This is a genomic window from Bifidobacterium lemurum, assembly GCF_014898175.1.
GTDB lineage: Bacteria > Actinomycetota > Actinomycetes > Actinomycetales > Bifidobacteriaceae > Bifidobacterium > Bifidobacterium lemurum.
Genome location: NZ_CP062948.1, coordinates 193957 through 213812, shown reverse-complemented (window position 1 = coordinate 213812; position 19856 = coordinate 193957). Strand labels below are relative to the sequence as shown.

The 19856-nt window shown below is 63.1% G+C and carries 11 protein-coding genes; 9 read left to right on the top strand and 2 right to left on the bottom strand.

Going from position 1 to position 19856, the window contains the following annotated elements; all coding sequences use genetic code 11:
* Positions 1–108: 108 nt before the first annotated feature.
* From BL8807_RS00875 to BL8807_RS00865, 3 genes are all read left to right on the top strand, one after another.
* On the top strand, positions 109–2787 hold the full coding sequence (locus BL8807_RS00875; protein WP_072725896.1) for a glycoside hydrolase family 78 protein: 2679 nt from the start codon (positions 109–111) through the stop codon (positions 2785–2787).
* 124 nt (positions 2788–2911) lie between these two features.
* Positions 2912–4231: an MFS transporter gene (locus BL8807_RS00870; protein ID WP_072725905.1), complete on the top strand. Its 1320-nt coding sequence runs from the start codon at positions 2912–2914 to the stop codon at positions 4229–4231.
* A 191-nt stretch (positions 4232–4422) separates the two neighbouring features.
* Positions 4423–6012 carry a DUF5605 domain-containing protein gene (locus tag BL8807_RS00865; RefSeq protein ID WP_072725907.1) on the top strand — a complete coding sequence of 530 codons (1590 nt, stop codon included), beginning with the start codon at positions 4423–4425 and terminating at the stop codon, positions 6010–6012.
* Positions 6013–6050: 38 nt separating this feature from the next.
* Here BL8807_RS00865 and BL8807_RS00860 read toward each other — a convergent pair whose 3' ends face one another.
* Positions 6051–6638, bottom strand: a complete 588-nt coding sequence (locus BL8807_RS00860; RefSeq protein ID WP_072725910.1) for a TetR/AcrR family transcriptional regulator — start codon at positions 6636–6638, stop codon at positions 6051–6053.
* Between the two features lie 223 nt (positions 6639–6861).
* Between BL8807_RS00860 and BL8807_RS00855 the strand changes: the two genes are divergently transcribed.
* From BL8807_RS00855 to BL8807_RS00830, 6 genes are all read left to right on the top strand, one after another.
* Entirely contained in the window at positions 6862–9108 is a 2247-nt protein-coding gene (locus tag BL8807_RS00855) for an exo-alpha-(1->6)-L-arabinopyranosidase (protein WP_072725913.1), read from the top strand.
* Between the two features lie 198 nt (positions 9109–9306).
* The gene (locus BL8807_RS00850; RefSeq protein WP_072725916.1) at positions 9307–9825 is read left to right on the top strand and encodes a MarR family winged helix-turn-helix transcriptional regulator; all 519 of its coding nucleotides are present in this window, start codon (positions 9307–9309) and stop codon (positions 9823–9825) included.
* Positions 9822–11672 carry an ABC transporter ATP-binding protein gene (locus BL8807_RS00845; RefSeq protein WP_072725919.1) on the top strand — a complete coding sequence of 617 codons (1851 nt, stop codon included), beginning with the start codon at positions 9822–9824 and terminating at the stop codon, positions 11670–11672. Before BL8807_RS00850 ends, BL8807_RS00845 begins: the two co-directional genes overlap by 4 nt.
* Entirely contained in the window at positions 11669–13669 is a 2001-nt protein-coding gene (locus BL8807_RS00840; protein ID WP_072725921.1) for an ABC transporter ATP-binding protein, read from the top strand. Before BL8807_RS00845 ends, BL8807_RS00840 begins: the two co-directional genes overlap by 4 nt.
* Before the next feature lie 235 nt (positions 13670–13904).
* Complete coding sequence (locus BL8807_RS00835; RefSeq protein WP_072725923.1) at positions 13905–15137, top strand: MFS transporter; 1233 nt, start codon at positions 13905–13907, stop codon at positions 15135–15137.
* 276 nt (positions 15138–15413) lie between these two features.
* Positions 15414–16430 carry a LacI family DNA-binding transcriptional regulator gene (locus tag BL8807_RS00830; protein WP_072725925.1) on the top strand — a complete coding sequence of 339 codons (1017 nt, stop codon included), beginning with the start codon at positions 15414–15416 and terminating at the stop codon, positions 16428–16430.
* A 24-nt stretch (positions 16431–16454) separates the two neighbouring features.
* Here the strand turns inward: BL8807_RS00830 and lacZ are convergent, their stop codons facing one another.
* Entirely contained in the window at positions 16455–19709 is a 3255-nt protein-coding gene (gene lacZ, locus BL8807_RS00825; protein WP_072725928.1) for a beta-galactosidase, LacZ type, read from the bottom strand.
* Positions 19710–19856: the final 147 nt, after the last annotated feature.

The following is a 19856-nucleotide window of genomic DNA, read 5'->3' as shown; positions in this document are numbered from 1 at the left end:
GATCGAATCCTTGAACGGTTCCGATCCCGACCGGAGCGGCGGAACGCATACGCAACACGAATACCATGTGAGAAACGATCGCACCAGCGAGCCGACGAAGGAGTCATCATGAATGCCACCACACACGCACCGCAGGTCGTGCCGGCCGTAACCGCCGGAGAACTTGCCATCACCCGTTTCACCGTCGAGCATTACCCCGGCGACGCGCTCGGCATCGGCACCGCCGCCCCGCGCATGAGCTGGGTGTACGCGAAGCCGGTGCCGGCCGACGCGCAGATCCTGCTCAAGCTCACCCGACGTGTGCCCGGCGGCAAGCCGGTCGAGCTGGAGACCTATCTGCCGGTCGCCGACAGCGTGCTGGTGCCGTGGCAGTTCGAGCCGCTGGCCTCCCGCGAAGAGGTGTACGCCACCGTGCAGGTGGTGTCGGCCAGCCACCAGCCGCTGGGAGAGCCCAGCGAGACGCTGCATTTCGAGGCCGGTCTGTTGCTGGAGCATGACCATGTGGCCGATTTCGTCGGACCCTCATGGCCGGAGGCCCGCAGCGACCATCGCCATCTGCCGCTGGTGCGCACCGAAGTGGGACTGCGGGACAAGCCGGTCCGCGCCCGCCTGTACCTGTCCGCGCTGGGCTTGGTCGAGGCGGAGATCAACGGCGTGAAAGTCGGCAACGACGCGCTGATCCCCGGTTGGACGAACTACGAGAAGCGCGTGGAATGCTGGACCTACGATGTGGCCGACGCGCTCACCGCCGGTCGCAACGCGCTGGGATTCTGGCTGGGCGACGGCTGGTTCCGCGGCCGCATCGGCTTCGACGGCGGCTATGCGAACTACTACGGCGATAACATCGGCGTGTTCGCGCAGCTCGAGGTCGAATACGCCGACGGCGGCACCGAGGCGTTCTACTCCAACTCGTGGGACCGTACGTGGAAGGTCGCGCTCGGCCCCATCGTCTGCTCCGACCTGTGCGAGGGGGAGCGGTATGACGCCCGCCTCGAACGGGCCGGCTGGTCCGAACCCGGCTTCGACGACTCCGACTGGGAGCCCGTGTCCGAAGTGTTCTACAATCCGGCGAACATCGAAAACCCCGAAACCTCGCCGGTGCGCGCCCATGAGGAGCATAAGCCGCTCTCCATCGCCCGCGTCGGCGAAACTGCCCAAGGCCGCGGCGTATGGCTGGTCGACTTCGGGCAGAACTGCTCGCAGCGCATCCGCCTGCATATGCGCGGACTCGCCGCCGGTGAAACGGTGGAATTGCACCATGTCGAAGTGCTCGAACCCGACGGTTCGATCGCCACGCGCACCCTGCGCCGCGGCCAGCAGCACGATGTCTACACCTCCAACGGGCAGGACGCCTGGTGGGAGCCGCGTTTCGCCATGCATGGCTTCCGCTATGCGCAGATCGAAGGATTGCCGGGGGAGTTGACCGCCGACGACATCGAATGCCGCGTCTACCATTCGGTGATGGACCGCGCCGGCGAGCTGGAGACCTCCGACTCGCTGCTCAACAGGCTGCACGCCAACGCCGTATGGTCCATGCGATCCAACTTCGTCTCCATCCCCACCGACTGCCCGCAGCGCGACGAACGATTGGGCTGGACCGGCGACATCTGCCTGTTCGCGCCCACCGCCAGCTACCTGTATGACGTGCAGGGATTCCTCGGCAGCTGGCTCAAGGATGTGCGCGCCGACCAAATCAAATGGGGCACCGTGCCGTTCTATGTGCCGTTCGTGCCGCTCGGCGCGTGGGCGCATCCGCAGGCCATCTCCACATGGGGCGACTCCGCGGTGGAGGTGCCGTGGACGCTGTACATGGACAGCGGCGATGCGAAAGTGTTGGAGGACTCCTACGATCTGGTCCGCGCGTGGATCGACGAGGTCGCCGGCTACCTGTCGGATGACGGTGTGTGGGACCGCAGGCCGGATTTCGTGCTCGGGCAATTGGGCGACTGGCTCGACCCGGCCGCTCCGCCGGACGACCCCACCCAGGCGATGACCGAGAAGGAGCTCGTCGCCACTGCGTTCTACTACCGCAGCTGCGTGCAGGCCCAAGCCATCGCCGGAATCCTCGGCCGCGATGATGACGCCGAACGCTTCGCCGAATTGCGCGATCGCGTCTGCGCCGGATTCCTCGCCCGCTTCACGAACCTCGACGGCACCATGAGCTCCGATACGCAATGCGCCTACGCGCTGGCCATCGCCTTCGGCCTGCTCGACGGCGAGCCCGTGCGCCTCATCAAGGCCGGCAACCGTCTGGCCGAACTCGTGCGCCTGTCCGGCGGACGGGTGAGCACCGGATTCGCCGGCACGCCGTTCGTGCTGCCCGCACTGAGCATGACCGGCCACGACAAGGAGGCCTACGACCTGCTGACCTCGACCGAATGCCCCAGCTGGCTGTACCAAGTCAAGATGGGCGCCACCACCACATGGGAGCGCTGGGATTCGATGCGCGAAGACGGCACGCTCAATCCGGGCGGCATGACCTCGTTCAACCACTACGCGCTGGGCTCGGTCGCCGAATGGATGCACGCGCGCATCGGCGGACTCGAAGCCATCGAGCCGGGTTGGAAGCGATTCCGCGTCTCGCCGCGCGTCGGCGGCGGCATCGACCACGCCTCCACCTCGCACGTCACCCCCTACGGCAAGGCCGCGGTCGACTGGAAGGTCGCCGGCGACGTTCTTGAGCTGACCGTCACCGTGCCGGTCGGTACCACGGCGATTGTCGAAATCCCCGACTACGAGTCGCGCGAACTCGGCGCGGGCGAGCACCGACTCGAATTCCACCGGTGACGTTCCGGCTTCGGACGTGAGGTGCGGGCCGAGACGACACGTCTCCGCCCGCACCCCGCACCATCCCTTTCCTCGTATGCCTCTCGATATTCCGTGTTCACCATAATCAACGAAGGAAACGCTTATGACACTCAACGAAGAGTCGTCGACGACTCGAACCGCAACCGCTCCGACTGCCATCTCCAACCTCGCGCCCGACACGGGGCGTCCCCTAAGCGGCCGTGACAAAATCCGCTTCGGCGTGGGTTTCGCGCTGTTCTCCCTTATCTGGATGACCGCCGGAACCTCCGGCTCGGCCGTACTGCTGCCCCAGCGCTTCACCGAACTCGGCATCGGCGTGCCTGAGGTGATCCTCGGCACTATGAACTCCGTGGGCTGCGTGTTCGCGCTCGTGGCCAATGTCGTGTTCGGCGCGCTCTCGGACATCACGCGCTCGCGTTTCGGCAAGCGCACGCCATGGATCGTCGCCGGCGGCGTCGTCACCGCGGCCGGTTATGTGCTCGCCTCGCAAAGCGTGGGCCTGTTCGGCATCGTGGCCGGCTGGTCCGTCGTGCAGGTGGGCGTGAACATGATGATCGCCCCGGCCGTGGCCGTGCTCTCCGACCGCATTCCCGAGAACACTCGCGGCACGTTCTCCGCGTTCTACGGTGGCGCGCAGATCGTCGGCCAGTCTGCGGGCACCTTCCTGGGAGCGCAGTTCATCGAGAAGATGGGGCAGGGCTTCATGATCGGCGTCGCGCTGTTTGCCATCACCGGCGTCGTGACCGTGTTGGTCTGGCCGCGCGAACGTTCGTCGAAGACCGTCGCCGCCGGAGAGACGGCCGCCAAGCTGGACGCCAAAGCCATCCTCAAGTCGTTCGTGCCGCCCACGAAGAACTGCCGCGACTTCTACCTCGCGCTGGTCGGACGCCTGATGCTCATCCTCGGCTGGTCGATGATTCAGGGCTACCAGCTGTACATCCTGCAGAAGTACTGCGGGCAGACAACCGAAGACTCGGCCGCCACGATTTCCACGATGTCGGTCGTCTCCATGATCGTGCTCATCATCACCTCCGTGGTCTCCGGGCCGATTTCCGACCTGCTGCACCGCCGCAAGATCATCGTGGCCATCGGCTCGGTGATCATCGCGGTCGGCATCGCCATCCCATGGTTCATGCCCACCGGTTTCGGCATGATTCTGTTCGCCGGTGTGGGCGGTTTCGGATACGGCATCTACATCGCCGTCGACCAGGCGCTCAACGTCGACGTGCTGCCCAGCCAGGAGGAGGCCGGCAAGGACCTCGGCATCCTGAACCTCGCCAATACGGTCGGCCAGGTGCTCGCCCCGGTGATCGTCGGCGCGATCGTCGTGGCCACCGGCAGCTATGCGACCCTGTTCCCGATCGCCCTCGTCAGTGTGCTGCTCGGCGCCGTGGTGATCATGTTCATCCGCAAGGTGCGTTAAGTCAACGCGCGCGGGCCCATGGCTGATGGCGAGCGTCACAGCCATGGGCTTTGCCATATGCGTGCGATTCGAGGTGTGTCATCGGTTGCATATGATTCAATCGGCACTACAGTAGCTATCGGGATTCCAATGCCTCCCCGCGTTTTCCGACACGCACGCCGCAGTGCGTCCGACGAAAGGTAATCGCCATCATGGCCCCAATCGCACATGTCGAACGATACAGGATGTTCGAGCTCAATCTCACCGGAACCTCAGCGGGCAACCCGTACGCGGACGTGACGATTCAGGCGATGTTCACCAGCCAATCCACCGGCGAGACCGTCACAGTGAACGGCTTCTACCGCGGACAAGGGCGGTATTCCATCCGATTCATGCCGACCGAGGAAGGCGTGTGGACGTACGAGACGCGAAGCGACGCCCCCTCCATGGAAGAGCGGAAGGGCGAAATCGTCGTGGAACCTGCCGGCGAGGGCAATCACGGACGCGTGCTGAGAGCCTGCGACGTGGCCAAAGGCGCGTTGCGCGAGGCGTACGGCGCGCAATTGCCGTACTGCTTCTCCTACGAGGACGGCACGCCATACCAACCCTATGGCACGACATGCTACGCATGGACGAATCAGCCATCCGATGTGCAGGATCGTACCGTGGCCACGCTTGCCAAAGCGCCGTTCAACAAGATCCGCATGTGCGTGTTCCCCAAATATTATGACTTCAATACCACGGATCCCGAAATGTTCGCCTACGAGGGGTCCATGGCCGAGGGCTTCGACCACACCCGCTTCAATGAGCCGTTCTTCGAGAATCTCGACCGTCGTATCGAGCAGCTCGACGAGCTCGGCATCGAAGCGGACATCATTCTGCTGCATCCGTACGATAAGCCGGAATGGGTCTTCAGCGCGATGGGCGCGGAGGCGGACGGATTCTATCTGAGCTATATGGCCCGTCGATACGCGGCCTATAAGAACGTATGGTGGTCGCTGGCCAACGAATACGACATTCTGCTGCCGCAGAAACCCTTGGAGGACTGGCGTCGGTACGCCCGCATCGTGATGGCGAACGATCCCTTCAACCACCTGCGTTCCGTGCATAACTGCACGAGGATGTACGACTACAACGAAACGTGGTGCACCCACTGCTCGATCCAGCGCATCGACGTGACCCGCACCACCGAATGCATCGCAGACTGGCGGCGGGAATTCGGCAAGCCGGTCGTGTGCGACGAGCCCGGCTATGAGGGCAACATCTACTGGGGCTGGGGCAACCTGACCGGCGAGGAATTGATCCGCCGATTCTGGGAAGGGGTGATGCGACGCGGCTACGTGACCCATGGCGAGACGTTCATCGACCAAGGCGAGCAGGTGTGGTGGGCGCACGGCGGCGAATTGCATGGCGACGCTCCCGCACGTATCGCCTTCATGCGTGACGTGTTCGCGGATCTGCCGCTTGACGCCGCCCCTCTGGACGCCGACATGCCGTCTGAATTCGCATGGTCCACGCTTCTGCCGTCAGGAGAGAGGGTTCCTCATACGCCGCAGGGGGAGAAGGCGGGGCCGTATTGGGACGTGCCGGTGCTGCGCAGCAGCGATGACTACCAACTCGTGTATTTCGGCTGGTACCGCCCCGCCTACCGTGAGTTCTCGTTACCGGAAGGGAATCGGTACGCCGTGGATGTGATCGACACCTGGGGTATGACGATCGAGACGCTTCCCGGCACCTATGAGGGTTCGGTCCGCGTCGATTTGGGGCGTCAGTATATGGCTGTGCGCATCCGCAAAGCCTAGTCTGTCCGGTTTCGCGGGGCCACGGCACCGCGAAACCGTCAGCGATAGCCTTCCCACAGGGGTAGGGGGAAGAGCACGTTCTCGCATTCGGCCCACATGGCGTTCAGGTCCTGGCCGGGGGTGCGCAGCCATCGCAGCTGTATGCCATCCATCATGGCGAACCCGGCCTGCAGCATGCGTTCGGCATCCACGCCCTGGGGCACATGCCAGCGGATGTTGAGCGCCATATCGACGGTGTCGCGTTCGCGCGCCTCGAAATAGTCGTGGGCCGGGTGCGCCGGGTCGAGCGCTTCGGCGCTCAGGGTCGAGAACATATGCACCAGCTGCGGGCGCTCGGCGTTGATGGCCACGGTCCTGCGCCACAATTCGGCGATCAGCGGACGTTCCTCGCGCACCATGGACGAGGTGAGATCCACGGTTTCACGGTCGTACATCTCGCCGAGCACCAGATCGAGCAGTCCTTCTTTGGATCCGACGTGGTGGAGCACTCCGGCCTTGGTGAGTCCCACTTCGTTGGCGATGCGCTGCAGTGAGGTGCCGTAATAGCCCAGTGTGCCGAACGAGACGACGGCCGCGTTGAGGATCGCGGTGCGGCGGTCGGTGTCGACGGTGTTCTCGAATGTCATGGCTCTCCCTTCGCCGTCCTTCGTTGACGACATCCTCCGGTCCACGATGGGGTAGGAGGAAAGATGGGATAACCATACGGTTGGTAGGTAGTAATTTCAATATTCATCGGCGTGTTGAATGCTATGAATTGATAAAGTACCTACCAACCGGTTGGTAATAAACAGTCGCCGATGACCGACCGCTGGCCGGAACAACGAAGTGCAAGACAGAAACGAGGAATCCATGAGCGAGAACACCATCCCGTCCGTCAACGACCTCACCCTGGAGGAGAAGGCCTCCCTCACCTCGGGTGGCGACGCCTGGCATCTGCAGGGAGTCGAAGACAAGGGCATTCCGGGCTATATGATCACCGACGGCCCCCACGGCCTGCGCAAGTCGCTCGCCGTCGAAACCGGTGCCACCGACCTGAACGATTCGGTGCCCGCAACCTGCTTCCCGCCCGCCGCCGGACTCGCCAGCTCGTGGAACCCCGAACTCATCCACCAGGTCGGCGAAGCCATGGCCGAGGAGTGCATCCAGGAGAAGGTGGCCGTGATCCTCGGCCCCGGCGTCAACATCAAGCGCAACCCGCTCGGCGGCCGCTGCTTCGAATACTGGTCGGAGGACCCGTACTTGGCCGGACACACCGCCGTCGGCATCGTCTCCGGCGTGCAGTCCAAGGGCGTGGGCACCTCGCTCAAGCATTTCGCCGTCAACAACCAGGAGACCGACCGTCTGCGCATCTCCGCCAACGTCTCCCAGCGTGCCCTGCGCGAAATCTACTTCCCGGCCTTCGAGCACATCGTCAAAACCGCCCAGCCATGGACCATCATGTGCGCCTACAACCAAATCAATGGCGTGCATGCCTCACAGAACCATTGGCTGCTCACCGAGGTGCTGCGCGACGAATGGGGCTTCGAAGGCATCGTGATGAGCGACTGGGGCGCGGCACACGACCGCGTGGCCTCGCTCAACGCCGGCCTCAACCTTGAGATGCCACCGAGCTTCACCGACGACACGATCGTCTACGCCGCCCGCGAAGGCCGCATCGCTCCCGAGCAGCTCGACCGGATGGCCCAGGGCATGGTCGATCTGGCGAACAAGTCCCGCGCCGCCATGAGCATCGACGGCTACCGCTTCGATGTGGACGCCCACCACGAGGTTGCCCGCCAGGCCGCCATCGAATCCATGGTGCTGCTCAAGAACGATGATGCCATCCTGCCGCTGAACCCGGCCGCGAGCATCGCCGTGATCGGCGAATTCGCCCGCACCCCGCGCTACCAGGGCGGCGGCTCCTCGCACATCACCCCCACCAAGATGACCAGCTTCCTCGACACCCTCGCCGAGCGCGGCGTCTCCGCGAGCTTCGCCCCCGGCTTCGCGCTCGACCTGAGCGAGCAGGACCCCGCGCTGACAAGCGAAGCCGTCGAAACCGCCAAGGGCGCCGACGCGGTGCTGATGTTCCTGGGCCTGCCCGAAGCCGCCGAATCCGAAGGCTTCGACCGCGAAACCCTCGACATCCCCGCCAAGCAGGTCGCACTGCTCGAAGCCGTCGCCGCGGAGAACCCGAACGTGGTCGTCGTGCTCTCCAACGGCTCCGTCGTCACCGTGCATCCCTGGGCGGGCAACGCCAAGGGCATTCTCGAGGCTTGGCTGCTCGGCCAGGCCGGTGGCGGCGCGCTCGCCGACGTGATCTTCGGCGAGGTGAGCCCCTCCGGCAAGCTCGCGCAGAGCGTGCCGATGGACATCAACGACGACCCGAGCATGCTCAACTGGCCGGGTGAGGAAGGCCACGTCGACTACGGCGAGGGCGTGTTCGTCGGCTACCGCTACTACGACACCTACGGCAAGGCCGTCGACTACCCGTTCGGATTCGGCCTGAGCTACGCGAGCTTCGAACTGACCGACGCGGTCGTGTCCAAAACCGGCGCCAACACCGCGTCGGTGAGCGTGAAGGTGACCAACACCTCCGATGTGGACGCCGCCGAAACCGTGCAGGTCTATGTGGCGCCCGGCAAGGCCGAGGTCGCCCGCCCCAAGCATGAGCTCAAGGGCTTCAAGAAGGTGTTCCTCAAGGCCGGCGAATCCACCACCGCGACCATCGACCTCGACGAGCGCGCCTTCGCCTACTGGTCCGAGCGCTTCAACGACTGGCATGTGGAATCCGGCGAATACACGGTCGAGGTCGGCACCTCCAGCCGCGACATCGCCGCCACCGGCGTGGTCACGCTCGACGGCGACGGCAAGGCGCTGCCGCTGAACGAGTGGTCCACCTTCGGCGAATGGCGCACCGACCCGGTCGGCGCCCCGATCGTCGAGGCCATGCAGGCCAAGGGCGAAGCCGGCGAGCTGGTGAAGCTGCCCGACAACGACATGATGGCCATGTTCCTCAACTCCATGCCGATCAACAGCATGACCACCCTGCTCGGCGCGCCGGGCAAGGAGATCACCGCCTTCCTGCTCGACGAGTACGGCAAAGTGACGAAGTGATCGCTCGAACAAACGTCCTTCCCTAACTGTTAGGGGAGGGGAGTCGAAGCCGAGGAGGCCAGTCCGCGAATGAACCGGTGCGGACTAGTCTCCTCGGCTTCTTTGTGTGATACGCGACACGCCGATTGTTGTAGATGCAACTGTTGTATGTGCCACCTATTAAGGTGTGTGGAGCACACACCAAAAGGAGGTGCATACATGAATGACGATTGTGATCCGAACCGCATCCCGTTGGGGGTGGCGGTACGTTCGCTGAACAACATGATCGCGCGGTACGTCGCGGCCACCACAACGGAGGACCGATGCGAGGCCACCGGCGTCAACGCTGATATCATCGTCTTTTTGGTGCAACACCAGGACCGGGACATCTTCCCGCAGGATCTGGAACGGCGGTTCTGCACCACGCGCTCCACGGTATCCCGCGTGCTGGGACTGATGGAAAGCAAAGGATTGGTCGAACGCAGGCCGGTCGAACACGACGCCCGACTCAAGGCGATCGTGCTCACCGACAAGGCGAAGGCCATCGCCGAGTCGATGCGCCAACACGGGGATGCGATGGAGCGCACGCTCCTGCAGGGCATGGACGATGAGGAAGTGGCGGCGCTGCGGCGCAGTCTGCACACGATGCGGAACAATCTCCTGGCCACCGGCAAGGTCGGCAAGGACGACAAGGAATGTATGAACGACACGACAACGGAAGGAAAGAGCGAGGTATGACATCCACAACCGTGGACCGCGACGGCAACACCACGTCGCAAGCCCAGCAGCAGACCCCGCCGGCCAAGGTGCCGGTGGTGCGCACGCTGCTCAAATCACTACGCGAATATAAGAAGGCGAGTCTGCTCACCCCGGTGTTCGTCGCCGTCGAAGGCATTCTCGAAATCGTCATCCCCACCGTGATGGCGGAGCTTATCGACGAAGGCATCACCGGCGGTTCGATGCCCGTGGTCTGGAAGTTCGGCCTCATCCTGCTGTGCCTGGCGATGGTCTCCCTGGCATGCGGCTTCCTCTCCGGCAAGTACGCGGCCATCGCGTCCGCCGGCTTCGCGAAGAACCTGCGCCACGACCTGTTCGAGAAGGTGCAGGGCTTCAGCTTCACCAACATCGACCGCTTCTCCACCGGCTCCATCGTCACCCGATTGACCACGGACGTGACCAACCTGCAGAACGCCTACCAGATGATCGTCCGTCTGGGCGTGCGCGCCCCGATCATGGTGGTTATCGCTTGGCTGTTCTCCTTCCGCATCAGCCCGTCGATCTCGCTGGTGTTCCTCGCCTGCATCCCGATTCTGGGCATCGGTCTGATGGGACTGGCCGCGCTGGTGCATCCGGTGTTCGAGCGCGTCTTCCACACCTACGACGAGCTCAACAACACGGTGGACGAGAACCTGCAGGGCGTGCGCGTCGTCAAGTCCTTCAACCGTGAGGATCACGAGGTGAGCAAGTTCTCCCGCGTCTCCGAACGCATCTTCGTCGACTTCGTCAAGGCCGAGAAGATCATGAGCTTCAACATGCCGCTGCTGCAGTTCTGCATGTACGCCTCGCTGATCCTCATCGCATGGATCGGCGCGCAGCAGATCGTCGGCTCCGGCAACAACGCCGCCCTGGGACTGACCACCGGCGACCTGACCGCGCTGGTGACCTACGCCATGCAGATCATGATGAGCATGATGATGCTTTCGATGATTTTCGTGATGGTCATCATCTCGCGCGCCTCGTCCGAACGCATCTGTCAGGTGCTCGTCGAGCAGAGCACCGTCACCGACCCCGACCAGCCGGTCACCAAGGTCGCCGACGGCTCCATCGCCTTCGAAAACGTGAGCTTCCGCTACTCCGACAACGCGGAGAAGCCCGTGCTCGACCACATCGACCTGAAAATCGAATCCGGACAGACCATCGGCATCGTCGGCGGCACAGGCTCCGCCAAGTCGAGCCTTGTGCAGCTCATCCCGCGTCTGTACGACGTGACCGAAGGCTCGCTCAAGGTCGGCGGCCGCGACACCCGCGAATACGATCTGGAATCCCTGCGTGACGAGGTGGCCATGGTGCTGCAGAAGAACGTGCTGTTCTCCGGCACCATCGCCGAAAACCTGCGCTGGGGCAACCCGAACGCCACCGACGAGGAGCTGCGCCACGCCTGCCAGCTCGCCCAGGCCGACGGATTCATCCAGGAATTCCCCGACAAGTACGACACCTACATCGAACAGGGCGGCACCAACGTCTCCGGCGGCCAGCGCCAGCGTCTGTGCATTGCCCGCGCGCTGCTCAAGAAGCCGAAGATCCTCATCCTCGACGACTCCACCAGCGCGGTCGACACCAAAACGGACCAGCTCATCCGCGGCGCGTTCCATCACGAGATCCCGGACACCACGAAGATCATCATCGCCCAGCGAGTGGCCTCCGTGCAGGAATCCGACATGATCATCGTTATGGACAACGGCCGCGTGCTCGACAAGGGCACGCATGAGGAGCTGCTCGAATCCTGCGACGAATACCGCAGCATCTACGAATCGCAAACCAAGAACCAAGCCCAGCCCGACGAACTGGAAGGAGGCCAGGCATGAGCGCGCAGAACAAACCGCAGATGGCCAAGGCCGCGCCTGGCACCACCAAGCGCATCTTCGGCTACATCTTCAAATACAAATGGCAGGTCGCCCTCGTCGTCGTATGCATCCTGCTCTCCGCCGCGGCGCAGGCCGGCTCCTCGCTGTTCCTGCAGTCGCTGATCGACACCTACATTCTGCCGATGATCGGCGTGAGCGACCCCGACTGGGCGCCGCTGCTGCAGGCGCTCGTGTTCATGGGCTGCCTGTACGCGGTGGGCATCTTCAGCACCTGGTTGTACAACTGGATGCTCGTCGGCATCGAACAAGGCACCCTGAAGGACATCCGCGACGAGATGTTCGCCCACCAGCAGGAACTGCCGATCCGCTATTTCGACACCCACGAGCACGGCGACGTGATGAGCCACTACACCAACGACACCGATACGTTGCGTCAGGCCATCAGCCAGTCGTTCCCGCAGATGTTCTCATCGGCCATCACCGCGCTCGCCGCGCTGATCTCCATGCTGTGGCTGTCCGTGCCGTTCACCGTGTTCGTGCTTGTGTTCACCGTGCTGCTCATCGTTGTGGTGCGCGGCATCGTGAGCCGCTCCGGCCGCTACTTCGTGCGCCAGCAGCATGAGCTCGGCGACGTGAACGCCTTCGTGGAGGAATCCGTCAACGGCCAGAAGGTCATCAAGGTCTTCAACCACGAGGACGCCACGCAGCGCGACTTCGACGAGCGCAACGAACGCCTGTTCCACGCCAGCTCCGAAGCCAACATCTACGGCAACATCACCATGCCGGTGGTGGGCAACATGGGTTACATCCTCTACGTGCTGCTCGCCATCGTGGGCGGATCCGTCGCGCTGTCGGGCATCGGCAACTTCGGCCTGTCCGGCGCCGGCCCGCTCACACTCGGCACGCTGATCTCGCTGCTCACCCTCTCGCGCTCCTTCGTCAACCCGATTGGCCAGGTCTCCATGCAGTTCAACATGGTGATGATGGCCCTCGCCGGCGCGTCGCGTATCTTCGCGCTGATGGACGAGCCTGTCGAGGACGACGGCGGCACCGTGACCCTGGTGAACGTCGAACTCGACGAGGACGGCCGCACCATGCGTGAGGTCGACCACGTGACCGGCAACTGGGCGTGGAAGCGCGAGGAAGGCGACGACGGCACGCGCTCGCTGGCCGCCGCCCACCTGCTCAGCCCCAAGGCCGCCGAAGTGGCGACCAAGGCCCGCGAGCAGGCCGTCACCTCGCCGGACGGGCGTCTGACCCTGCTGCGCGGCGATGTGCGCTTCACCGACGTGACCTTCGGTTACACCGAAGACAAGCCCGTGCTGCACAATATCACCTGGTTCGCCAAGCCGGGCCAGAAAATCGCGCTTGTGGGCGCGACCGGCGCCGGCAAGACCACGGTGACCAACCTCATCAACCGCTTCTACGATGTGCAGGAAGGGCAGATCCTTTACGACGGCATCTCCGTCAAGGGCATCCGCAAGCCGGACCTGCGCCGCTCGCTCGGCATCGTGCTGCAGGACGTGAACCTGTTCACCGGCACCGTGATGGACAATATTCGTTACGGCAAGCTCGACGCCACTGATGAGGAATGCATCGCCGCGGCGAAGCTGACGAATGCCGACGGATTCATCCGCATGCTGCCCAACGGCTACCACACCGTGCTCGAAGGCGACGGATCCGGCCTTTCCCAGGGGCAGCGCCAGCTGATCTCCATCGCACGCGCCGCCGTGGCCGATCCGCCCGCGCTGATCCTCGACGAGGCGACATCATCCATCGATACGCGCACCGAGGAGGTCGTGCAGGCCGGCATGGACGCGCTGATGAAGGGCCGCACCGTGTTCGTCATCGCGCACCGCCTGTCCACCGTACGCAACTCCGACGTAATCATGGTGCTCGACCACGGCCGCATCATCGAGCGCGGCTCGCACGACGAGCTCATCGCGTTGAAGGGCGAGTACTACCAGCTCTACACCGGCGCGGTCGAGCTGGAGTAGGACAAAAGCTCGGAAGCATCCGACAAGCAACCCCTCACGGTGGAATTTGAGTCGTCGACTCCTTTTCCACCTTGAGGGGTTTCTTTTTATGTAGGCCCAGCGAGATAACGAGGTTCTTTGGTTTGATGTGTTTTCCTAGCGTGACTGGATGGACGCTTAATGGCAGACAGAGTTGTGCAATGTTGCTCGGAAACACGCCCATACATACCGTTGGGCTCCTGATAGCCTAACTGTTATGACACAGTCTTCTGCTCCTGCCGGTGCCGCTGCCGAGCCGAACTACAACCGCACGATGATCGCGTGTTTCGTGGGCTACATCACTCAGGCGGTGATCAACAACTACATGCCGCTATTGTTCGTCACCTTCGCGGCGACGCTGGGCATCGATATGGCGCGCCTGTCCGCGCTGATCACGGTGAATTTCGTCACGCAGCTGGTGGTGGATGTGTTGGCCGGGCGGTTTGTGGATAGGATCGGCTACAAACCCTGCATTATTGCGGCTCACGTGTCGGCCGCCGCGGGACTTCTGGTACTGGGACTGGTGCCAACGCGTGTATCTGACCCATATTGGGCCATTTTGGTGGCAATTTTGTTGTATGCCTTGGGTGGCGGACTAATCGAAGTGATGGTCTCGCCGATTGTGGAGGCCTGCCCCTCCGAGCACAAAGCCAAGGCGATGAGTCTGTTGCATTCGTTCTACTGCTGGGGTCAACTGGGCACTGTGGTGATCTCCACGCTGTTTTTGTGGGCGTTCGGTATGGGAACGTGGCCGGTGCTGGCTTGCCTGTGGGCGATTGTGCCGCTGGTCGGCATTGTGATGTTCTGGAGCGCGCCGATGCCGCGCGTCGTGCCCGAAGGTGTGGCGACGATGCGGCTGCGCGATTTGGCGGCCAAGCCGGTGTTCTATCTGCTGTTCGTGATGATGCTGTGCGCGGGCGCGGCCGAACAAGGCATGAGCCAGTGGGCGAGCACCTTTGCGGAGACCGGTTTGGGCGTGACCAAAGTGGTGGGCGATCTCGCCGGTCCTGCCGCGTTCGCGTTGATGATGGGTCTGTCTCGCACCATCTACGGCATGATGGGGCACAAGCTCAACCTCCGGGCGTTCATCGCCGGCAGTTCGATGCTGTGCGTGGCTACCTACCTGACCGCGGCGTTGACGACCTCGCCGGTGTTGGGGTTGGTAGCCTGCGCGTTGACCGGATTCTCGGTCGGCATCATGTGGCCCGGCACCTTCTCGTTAGGCGCGGATGCGATGCCCGGCGGCGGAACGCTGATGTTCGCACTGTTCGCGGTGGCCGGCGACCTGGGATGCGCCGGAGGGCCGGCCGTGGTGGGATTCATCGCCGCAGCCAACGGCAATAATCTCAAGGCCGGATTACTGTTCGGCTCGATTTTCGCTGTGATTCTGCTGGTGTGCGTCCTCATCGTGCGGCGCGTCGATGTTGTTGCTCCGTCTTCTCGTGGCTGAATTATGAAGTGTGTTTCTCGCGCATGCGGAGAGGAATAAAGTAACGGCTCGAATGTCACCTCAAGGTGTCAATCGGCCGTTACAAGTCCTAATCTTATCCAAGGGCTGTATCCTTATCCCGCCTGCCTCACATAGGTAACATCCTCGAGAACGGTGCAGGTTGCGTGGGATTCGCGCTCATAGCGTATCGTAAGCATTGAGGTCCCTCGCCATCCCCAATCCGCATGTACACTGGAGATTGGTAAATAATTTACTAGTTTTGACGAAAGAGTGTTCATGGCCACCATCAAGGACATCGCGCGGCATACCGGATTCTCTCAGGCGACGGTGTCGCGTCTGCTCAACGGCGATCCGACGCTGTCGGTCAAAGATGAGACCAAGCGCGCGATCATCCAGGCCAGCGAGGAGCTCGGTTATACGATGCAGGCCAAGCGCATCGTGCTGCCGCGCGAAGTGGCCGTGCTGAACAACGTCGATTCCGACGAGGAGCTGCAGGACGCCTACTTCGACGCGCTACGCGAAGTGCTGGAGACGAACGCGCGCGACCAGCATATGAACCTCACCTTCGTCGACGGCATCGACCATCTCGTGACCGACGCGAAGCGCTTCGACGGCTTCCTCTCCATCGGACCCGTGGCCTTGAACGGCGACGAGCTGCGCCGCCTGCACCGCGTGCTGCCCTACGGCGTGTTCATCGACATCAATCCGGCCCCCAACCTGTTCGATTCCGTGCAGCCCGACCTGTCCCAAACCGTGCTGGACGCGTTGGATGCCTGTCTGGCCGCGGATAAGCGTTCCGTCGCCTTCATCGGAGGTTTGGGGCGTGTGATGGGCATGCATGAGTATCCGGAGGATGTGCGCACGCTGGCCTACCGCAACTGGACTGAACGTCTGGGAGTGCCCGCGGATGGGCTGATTTACGCCGATGGTCCGTTCACCGTGGACAACGGCCGTAGGCAGGGCGAGCGGCTGATCCGTGACCATGCCGACACCCTGCCCGATGCGGTGATTGTCGCGGCCGACACGATTGCGGTGGGCGTGCTGCAGGCTTTCACTGCGGCCGGGCTGCTGGTGCCGCGCGACATCAGCGTCATCAGCATCAACAACCAGCAGATCGCCCGATACACGTCGCCCACGCTGAGCTCCTATGACATCGACCAAGGCGAACTGGCGCGAACCGCGATCTTCATGCTGGCCGAAGCGATCTCCAACAAACGCCGCACCCGCCAGCACACCTATATCTCCACCGAACTGGTCGTCAGGGACAGTTTCACGCCGGCGCAGGGCGCATAAGTCGCGCGCCGGCGTCGCCGTCAATTAGATGAGCGTGAGCTTCAGATCCAATTCGAGCGACCGGTCGGCGGGGACCTGATAGCGCGCATGGACCGGCGCACCCCAGGAATCGTCGCCGCCGACGCCCATTTGCGCCGCGAGCAGCCGCAGGAACATATGCCGCGGCTGCGGCAATTCGTCCTGATGCGTGGCCTCCTCCAGCATCATCGTGCTGTAGGGGAGCAGGCTGGCGCAGAACTGCTCCGATCCGGCCCTTTCGACCCGCATGCCGTGTCCCTCGTCGTCCGTGATCTGCGCCCAGCGGACGCCTTCATGATTGCCGGTCTCCTGCGGAACCAGATACGGAGCGCAATCCTTGAACGCGTCGGTGCTGTGGATGCCCAGCTTCGCGCCGTCACGCCGGTCGGCATAGGTCTCTTCGGGGCCGAGCCCGTAGAACCGCAGATTCGCATACCGCACGGGCAGCATCCATTCCAAGCCGAAAGCCGGCAAGGTGGGCGCGCCAGGCTCTCCCGGATACCGCACGTTCAAACGCAGTCCGCCATCGACGAGCGTCTGATAACGCACGCTGACCCGCGTGCGCTGCGGCGTGGCCAATTCGTAGACGTAAGTGGCGGTCACGCCGTCGCCGTCGCGCTCGAAACGTGAATCCACCACGCGGGCGTATCGGCCGGCCGCAAACCATTGCGCGCGGTCGAAGCCGCTGGACGCTCCGCGGTCGTTGTCGGTCAGAGGTCGCCAACACAGCAGATTCGGCCGACGGATCATCATCTCACGTCCGTCGCGACGCCAAGAGACCACGCCGCCCTGCGTATGCGACAGCAACGTCTCGCAATCGCCGTCCCGCACGCCGACGTTCCAACGGCCCATGGTGACCGTCGTCGTCGCAGCGCTCGCCGATGCGCCGTTATCCGCAATGACATCGTTCGCAGCCACGGTATCGTCGGCGGGCTCGACATCGTCGACGGAGGTGCGCCGTACAGTGACGGTATGCTGGCCGAACGCCAGTTCGTAGCCTTCCGGTGCCCAGAGGGTCGCCGAACCCAGATGCTGCGTGACTTCATAGGTCAGCTCGATTTCGTCGATTTCGTCGGCCGCGTTGGAAAGCCCATCGAACACGACGTCGGGGGAGGGGAAGTCGATGGGGAATCTGCGGTTTTCGCCGGCGGGCACGTCGAAGCGCAGTTCGCGGCTCCACACGGGCTCGCCGTCGACCAACAGCCGTGCGGTGAAACGGCTGCTGGCGGTGGAGACGAACAGATTGCCGTTCTCGACCGTCACCGACTCGCCGTCGGGGGTCAGCCGGACGTTCGCATACTGGTGTTTGACTTCCTGCAGTTTGGGCGAGGGCGTGCGGTCGGCGAACAGCAGTCCGTCGCCGGCGAACTCGTAGTCGCACGGACGCTCGTCGAAATCGCCGCCATAGGCGAGGCGTTCCGTGCCGTCCGGCAACCGCTGCCACAACGCCTGGTCCACGAAATCCCAGATGAATCCGCCCTGATAGTGCGGGTAGCGTTCCAACGCCGTGTACTCGTGCAGATTGCCTACGGAATTGCCCATCGCATGCGCGTATTCGCAGGAGATGTACGGCTTGTCCGGATTCTCGGTCAGGTAGCGTTCGATCTCGTCCGGTTTGGCGTACATGCGGCTTTCGATGTCGGTGACGTCGTCGTAGTCGCGATTCCACGTCACGCCCTCGTAATGCACTGGACGGGAGGGATCCAGCCGATGCGCGTGGTCGCTCATCGCGCGGAACACGTCGCCCGCGTAGGATTCGTTGCCCAACGACCAGATCAGCACCGAGGGATGGTTGCGGTCGCGGCGGATCATGCTGTTGACCCGATCCAAACATGCGGCCCGCCATTGGGGGTCGCTGCCCGGCACGCTGGTGTCGGCGACCACCACGTCGCCGGGGCTGGACCAGGTGCCATGCGTTTCGATGTTGGCCTCGTCGATCACATAAAGGCCGTATTCGTCGCACAATTCGTACCAGCGCGTCTGGTTGGGATAGTGGGAGGTGCGCACCGCGTTGATGTTGTTGCGTTTCATCAGGGTGATGTCGGCGATCATGCTCTCCTCGGTGAGCGCGCGGCCATGGCGGGCGTCGAATTCGTGGCGGTTGACGCCTTTGAAGACGATGCGTTTGCCGTTGAGCGTCATCACGCCGTCCTCGATGGCGAAGCGGCGGAATCCGACGCGCTGCTGGGCGGTTTCGATGAGACCGCCGTGGTCGTCCAGTATGCGCAACTGCACGGTATACAGATTCGGTTCCTCCGCGCTCCACGGATGGATGCCCGGAATGCGTGCGTGGAATGTATGCGTGCTCGTTGCGGGGTGTTCGTCGGTGGAGGCGGATGCTGTGTCGGAAGTGACGTGGATGGCTGTCACGTCCGTTGCAGCGGCGCATGATTGGGCGGATTGCCAGACGATCGTACCGTTCGGATCGCGTACGATGGCGGCGATGGTGTCGGCATCGCGTGTGTTGCGGATGTCGGCCTGCACGCCCAGTTCGGCGACGGCGTCGTTCGTGTCGTAATCCGTGGACAGCCGCAGGTCCTCCACATGCACATGGGGGTGAACGGCGAGCTCCACGTCGCGGAAGATGCCGTGCAATCGCCAGAAATCCTGGTCTTCGAGCCAGCTGGCGCTGCTGAATTCATAGCAGGCGACGGCCAGCGTGTTGACGTCGTCGCGCAGCAGGTCGGTCACGTCGAATTCGCTGGGGGTGAAGGAGTCCTCCGCATAGCCGACGAAATCGCCGTTAAGCCATACCATGATCGCCGTGGACGCGCCGTGGAAGGTGATGGTGACGCGCTCCTCTCCGGCGGTGTCACGAGTGGACAGCGCGTGGAGCGCACGCGGGGCGAGGGTGAATTCACGGCGGTACAGCGCCACATGGTTGCGTTGCGGAATGTTCGGGGCGACCGGGTCGTCGTGCCCATCCCAAGGATATTGCTGATTGACGTATTGGGGTGTCAGCAAACCTTCGGTCTCCAATGTCGAGGGCACCGTGATGCGCGTGTGGGCGGCGTCGTCGAAATCCGGCATGGCGAATGCGGGTGTGGCCTCGGCATCGAGGTCCAGGGCGTCCGCTTGGTCGATACGTACCGTCCACACGCCGTTGAGGCTTTGGATCAGGTTGGAGGGTACGCGTCCATCGTCAGCGACGTCGGTGTCGATGGCGGTATACGTGTGGCTGGTGTGCGCAGGCAGGCGATTGACCGCGAAGACGGTCGGATCGGTGATCCAGCGGGACTGGGAAGAGTGAAGTGAGGACATGGTTCCTGCTTTCGAGATACATCACGACGTTGTTCTGCACAAGAGAAGTAAATCTCTTTACATATACAAGTAAATCATATTATTCATCATGGTGAAGCCTTGCGTGTCGAATGATGTGTCTTATTGTCGGATGTCGTTGAGATGTGT

Bases quoted from the DNA above. Each gene is read 5' to 3' on its own strand.
- BL8807_RS00875 (WP_072725896.1), top strand. From the start codon at position 109: ATGAATGCCACCACACACGCACCGCAGGTCGTGCCGGCCGTAACCGCC.
- BL8807_RS00870 (WP_072725905.1), top strand. From the start codon at position 2,912: ATGACACTCAACGAAGAGTCGTCGACGACTCGAACCGCAACCGCTCCG.
- BL8807_RS00865 (WP_072725907.1), top strand. From the start codon at position 4,423: ATGGCCCCAATCGCACATGTCGAACGATACAGGATGTTCGAGCTCAAT.
- BL8807_RS00860 (WP_072725910.1), bottom strand. From the start codon at position 6,638: ATGACATTCGAGAACACCGTCGACACCGACCGCCGCACCGCGATCCTC.
- BL8807_RS00855 (WP_072725913.1), top strand. From the start codon at position 6,862: ATGAGCGAGAACACCATCCCGTCCGTCAACGACCTCACCCTGGAGGAG.
- BL8807_RS00850 (WP_072725916.1), top strand. From the start codon at position 9,307: ATGAATGACGATTGTGATCCGAACCGCATCCCGTTGGGGGTGGCGGTA.
- BL8807_RS00845 (WP_072725919.1), top strand. From the start codon at position 9,822: ATGACATCCACAACCGTGGACCGCGACGGCAACACCACGTCGCAAGCC.
- BL8807_RS00840 (WP_072725921.1), top strand. From the start codon at position 11,669: ATGAGCGCGCAGAACAAACCGCAGATGGCCAAGGCCGCGCCTGGCACC.
- BL8807_RS00835 (WP_072725923.1), top strand. From the start codon at position 13,905: ATGACACAGTCTTCTGCTCCTGCCGGTGCCGCTGCCGAGCCGAACTAC.
- BL8807_RS00830 (WP_072725925.1), top strand. From the start codon at position 15,414: ATGGCCACCATCAAGGACATCGCGCGGCATACCGGATTCTCTCAGGCG.
- lacZ (WP_072725928.1), bottom strand. From the start codon at position 19,709: ATGTCCTCACTTCACTCTTCCCAGTCCCGCTGGATCACCGATCCGACC.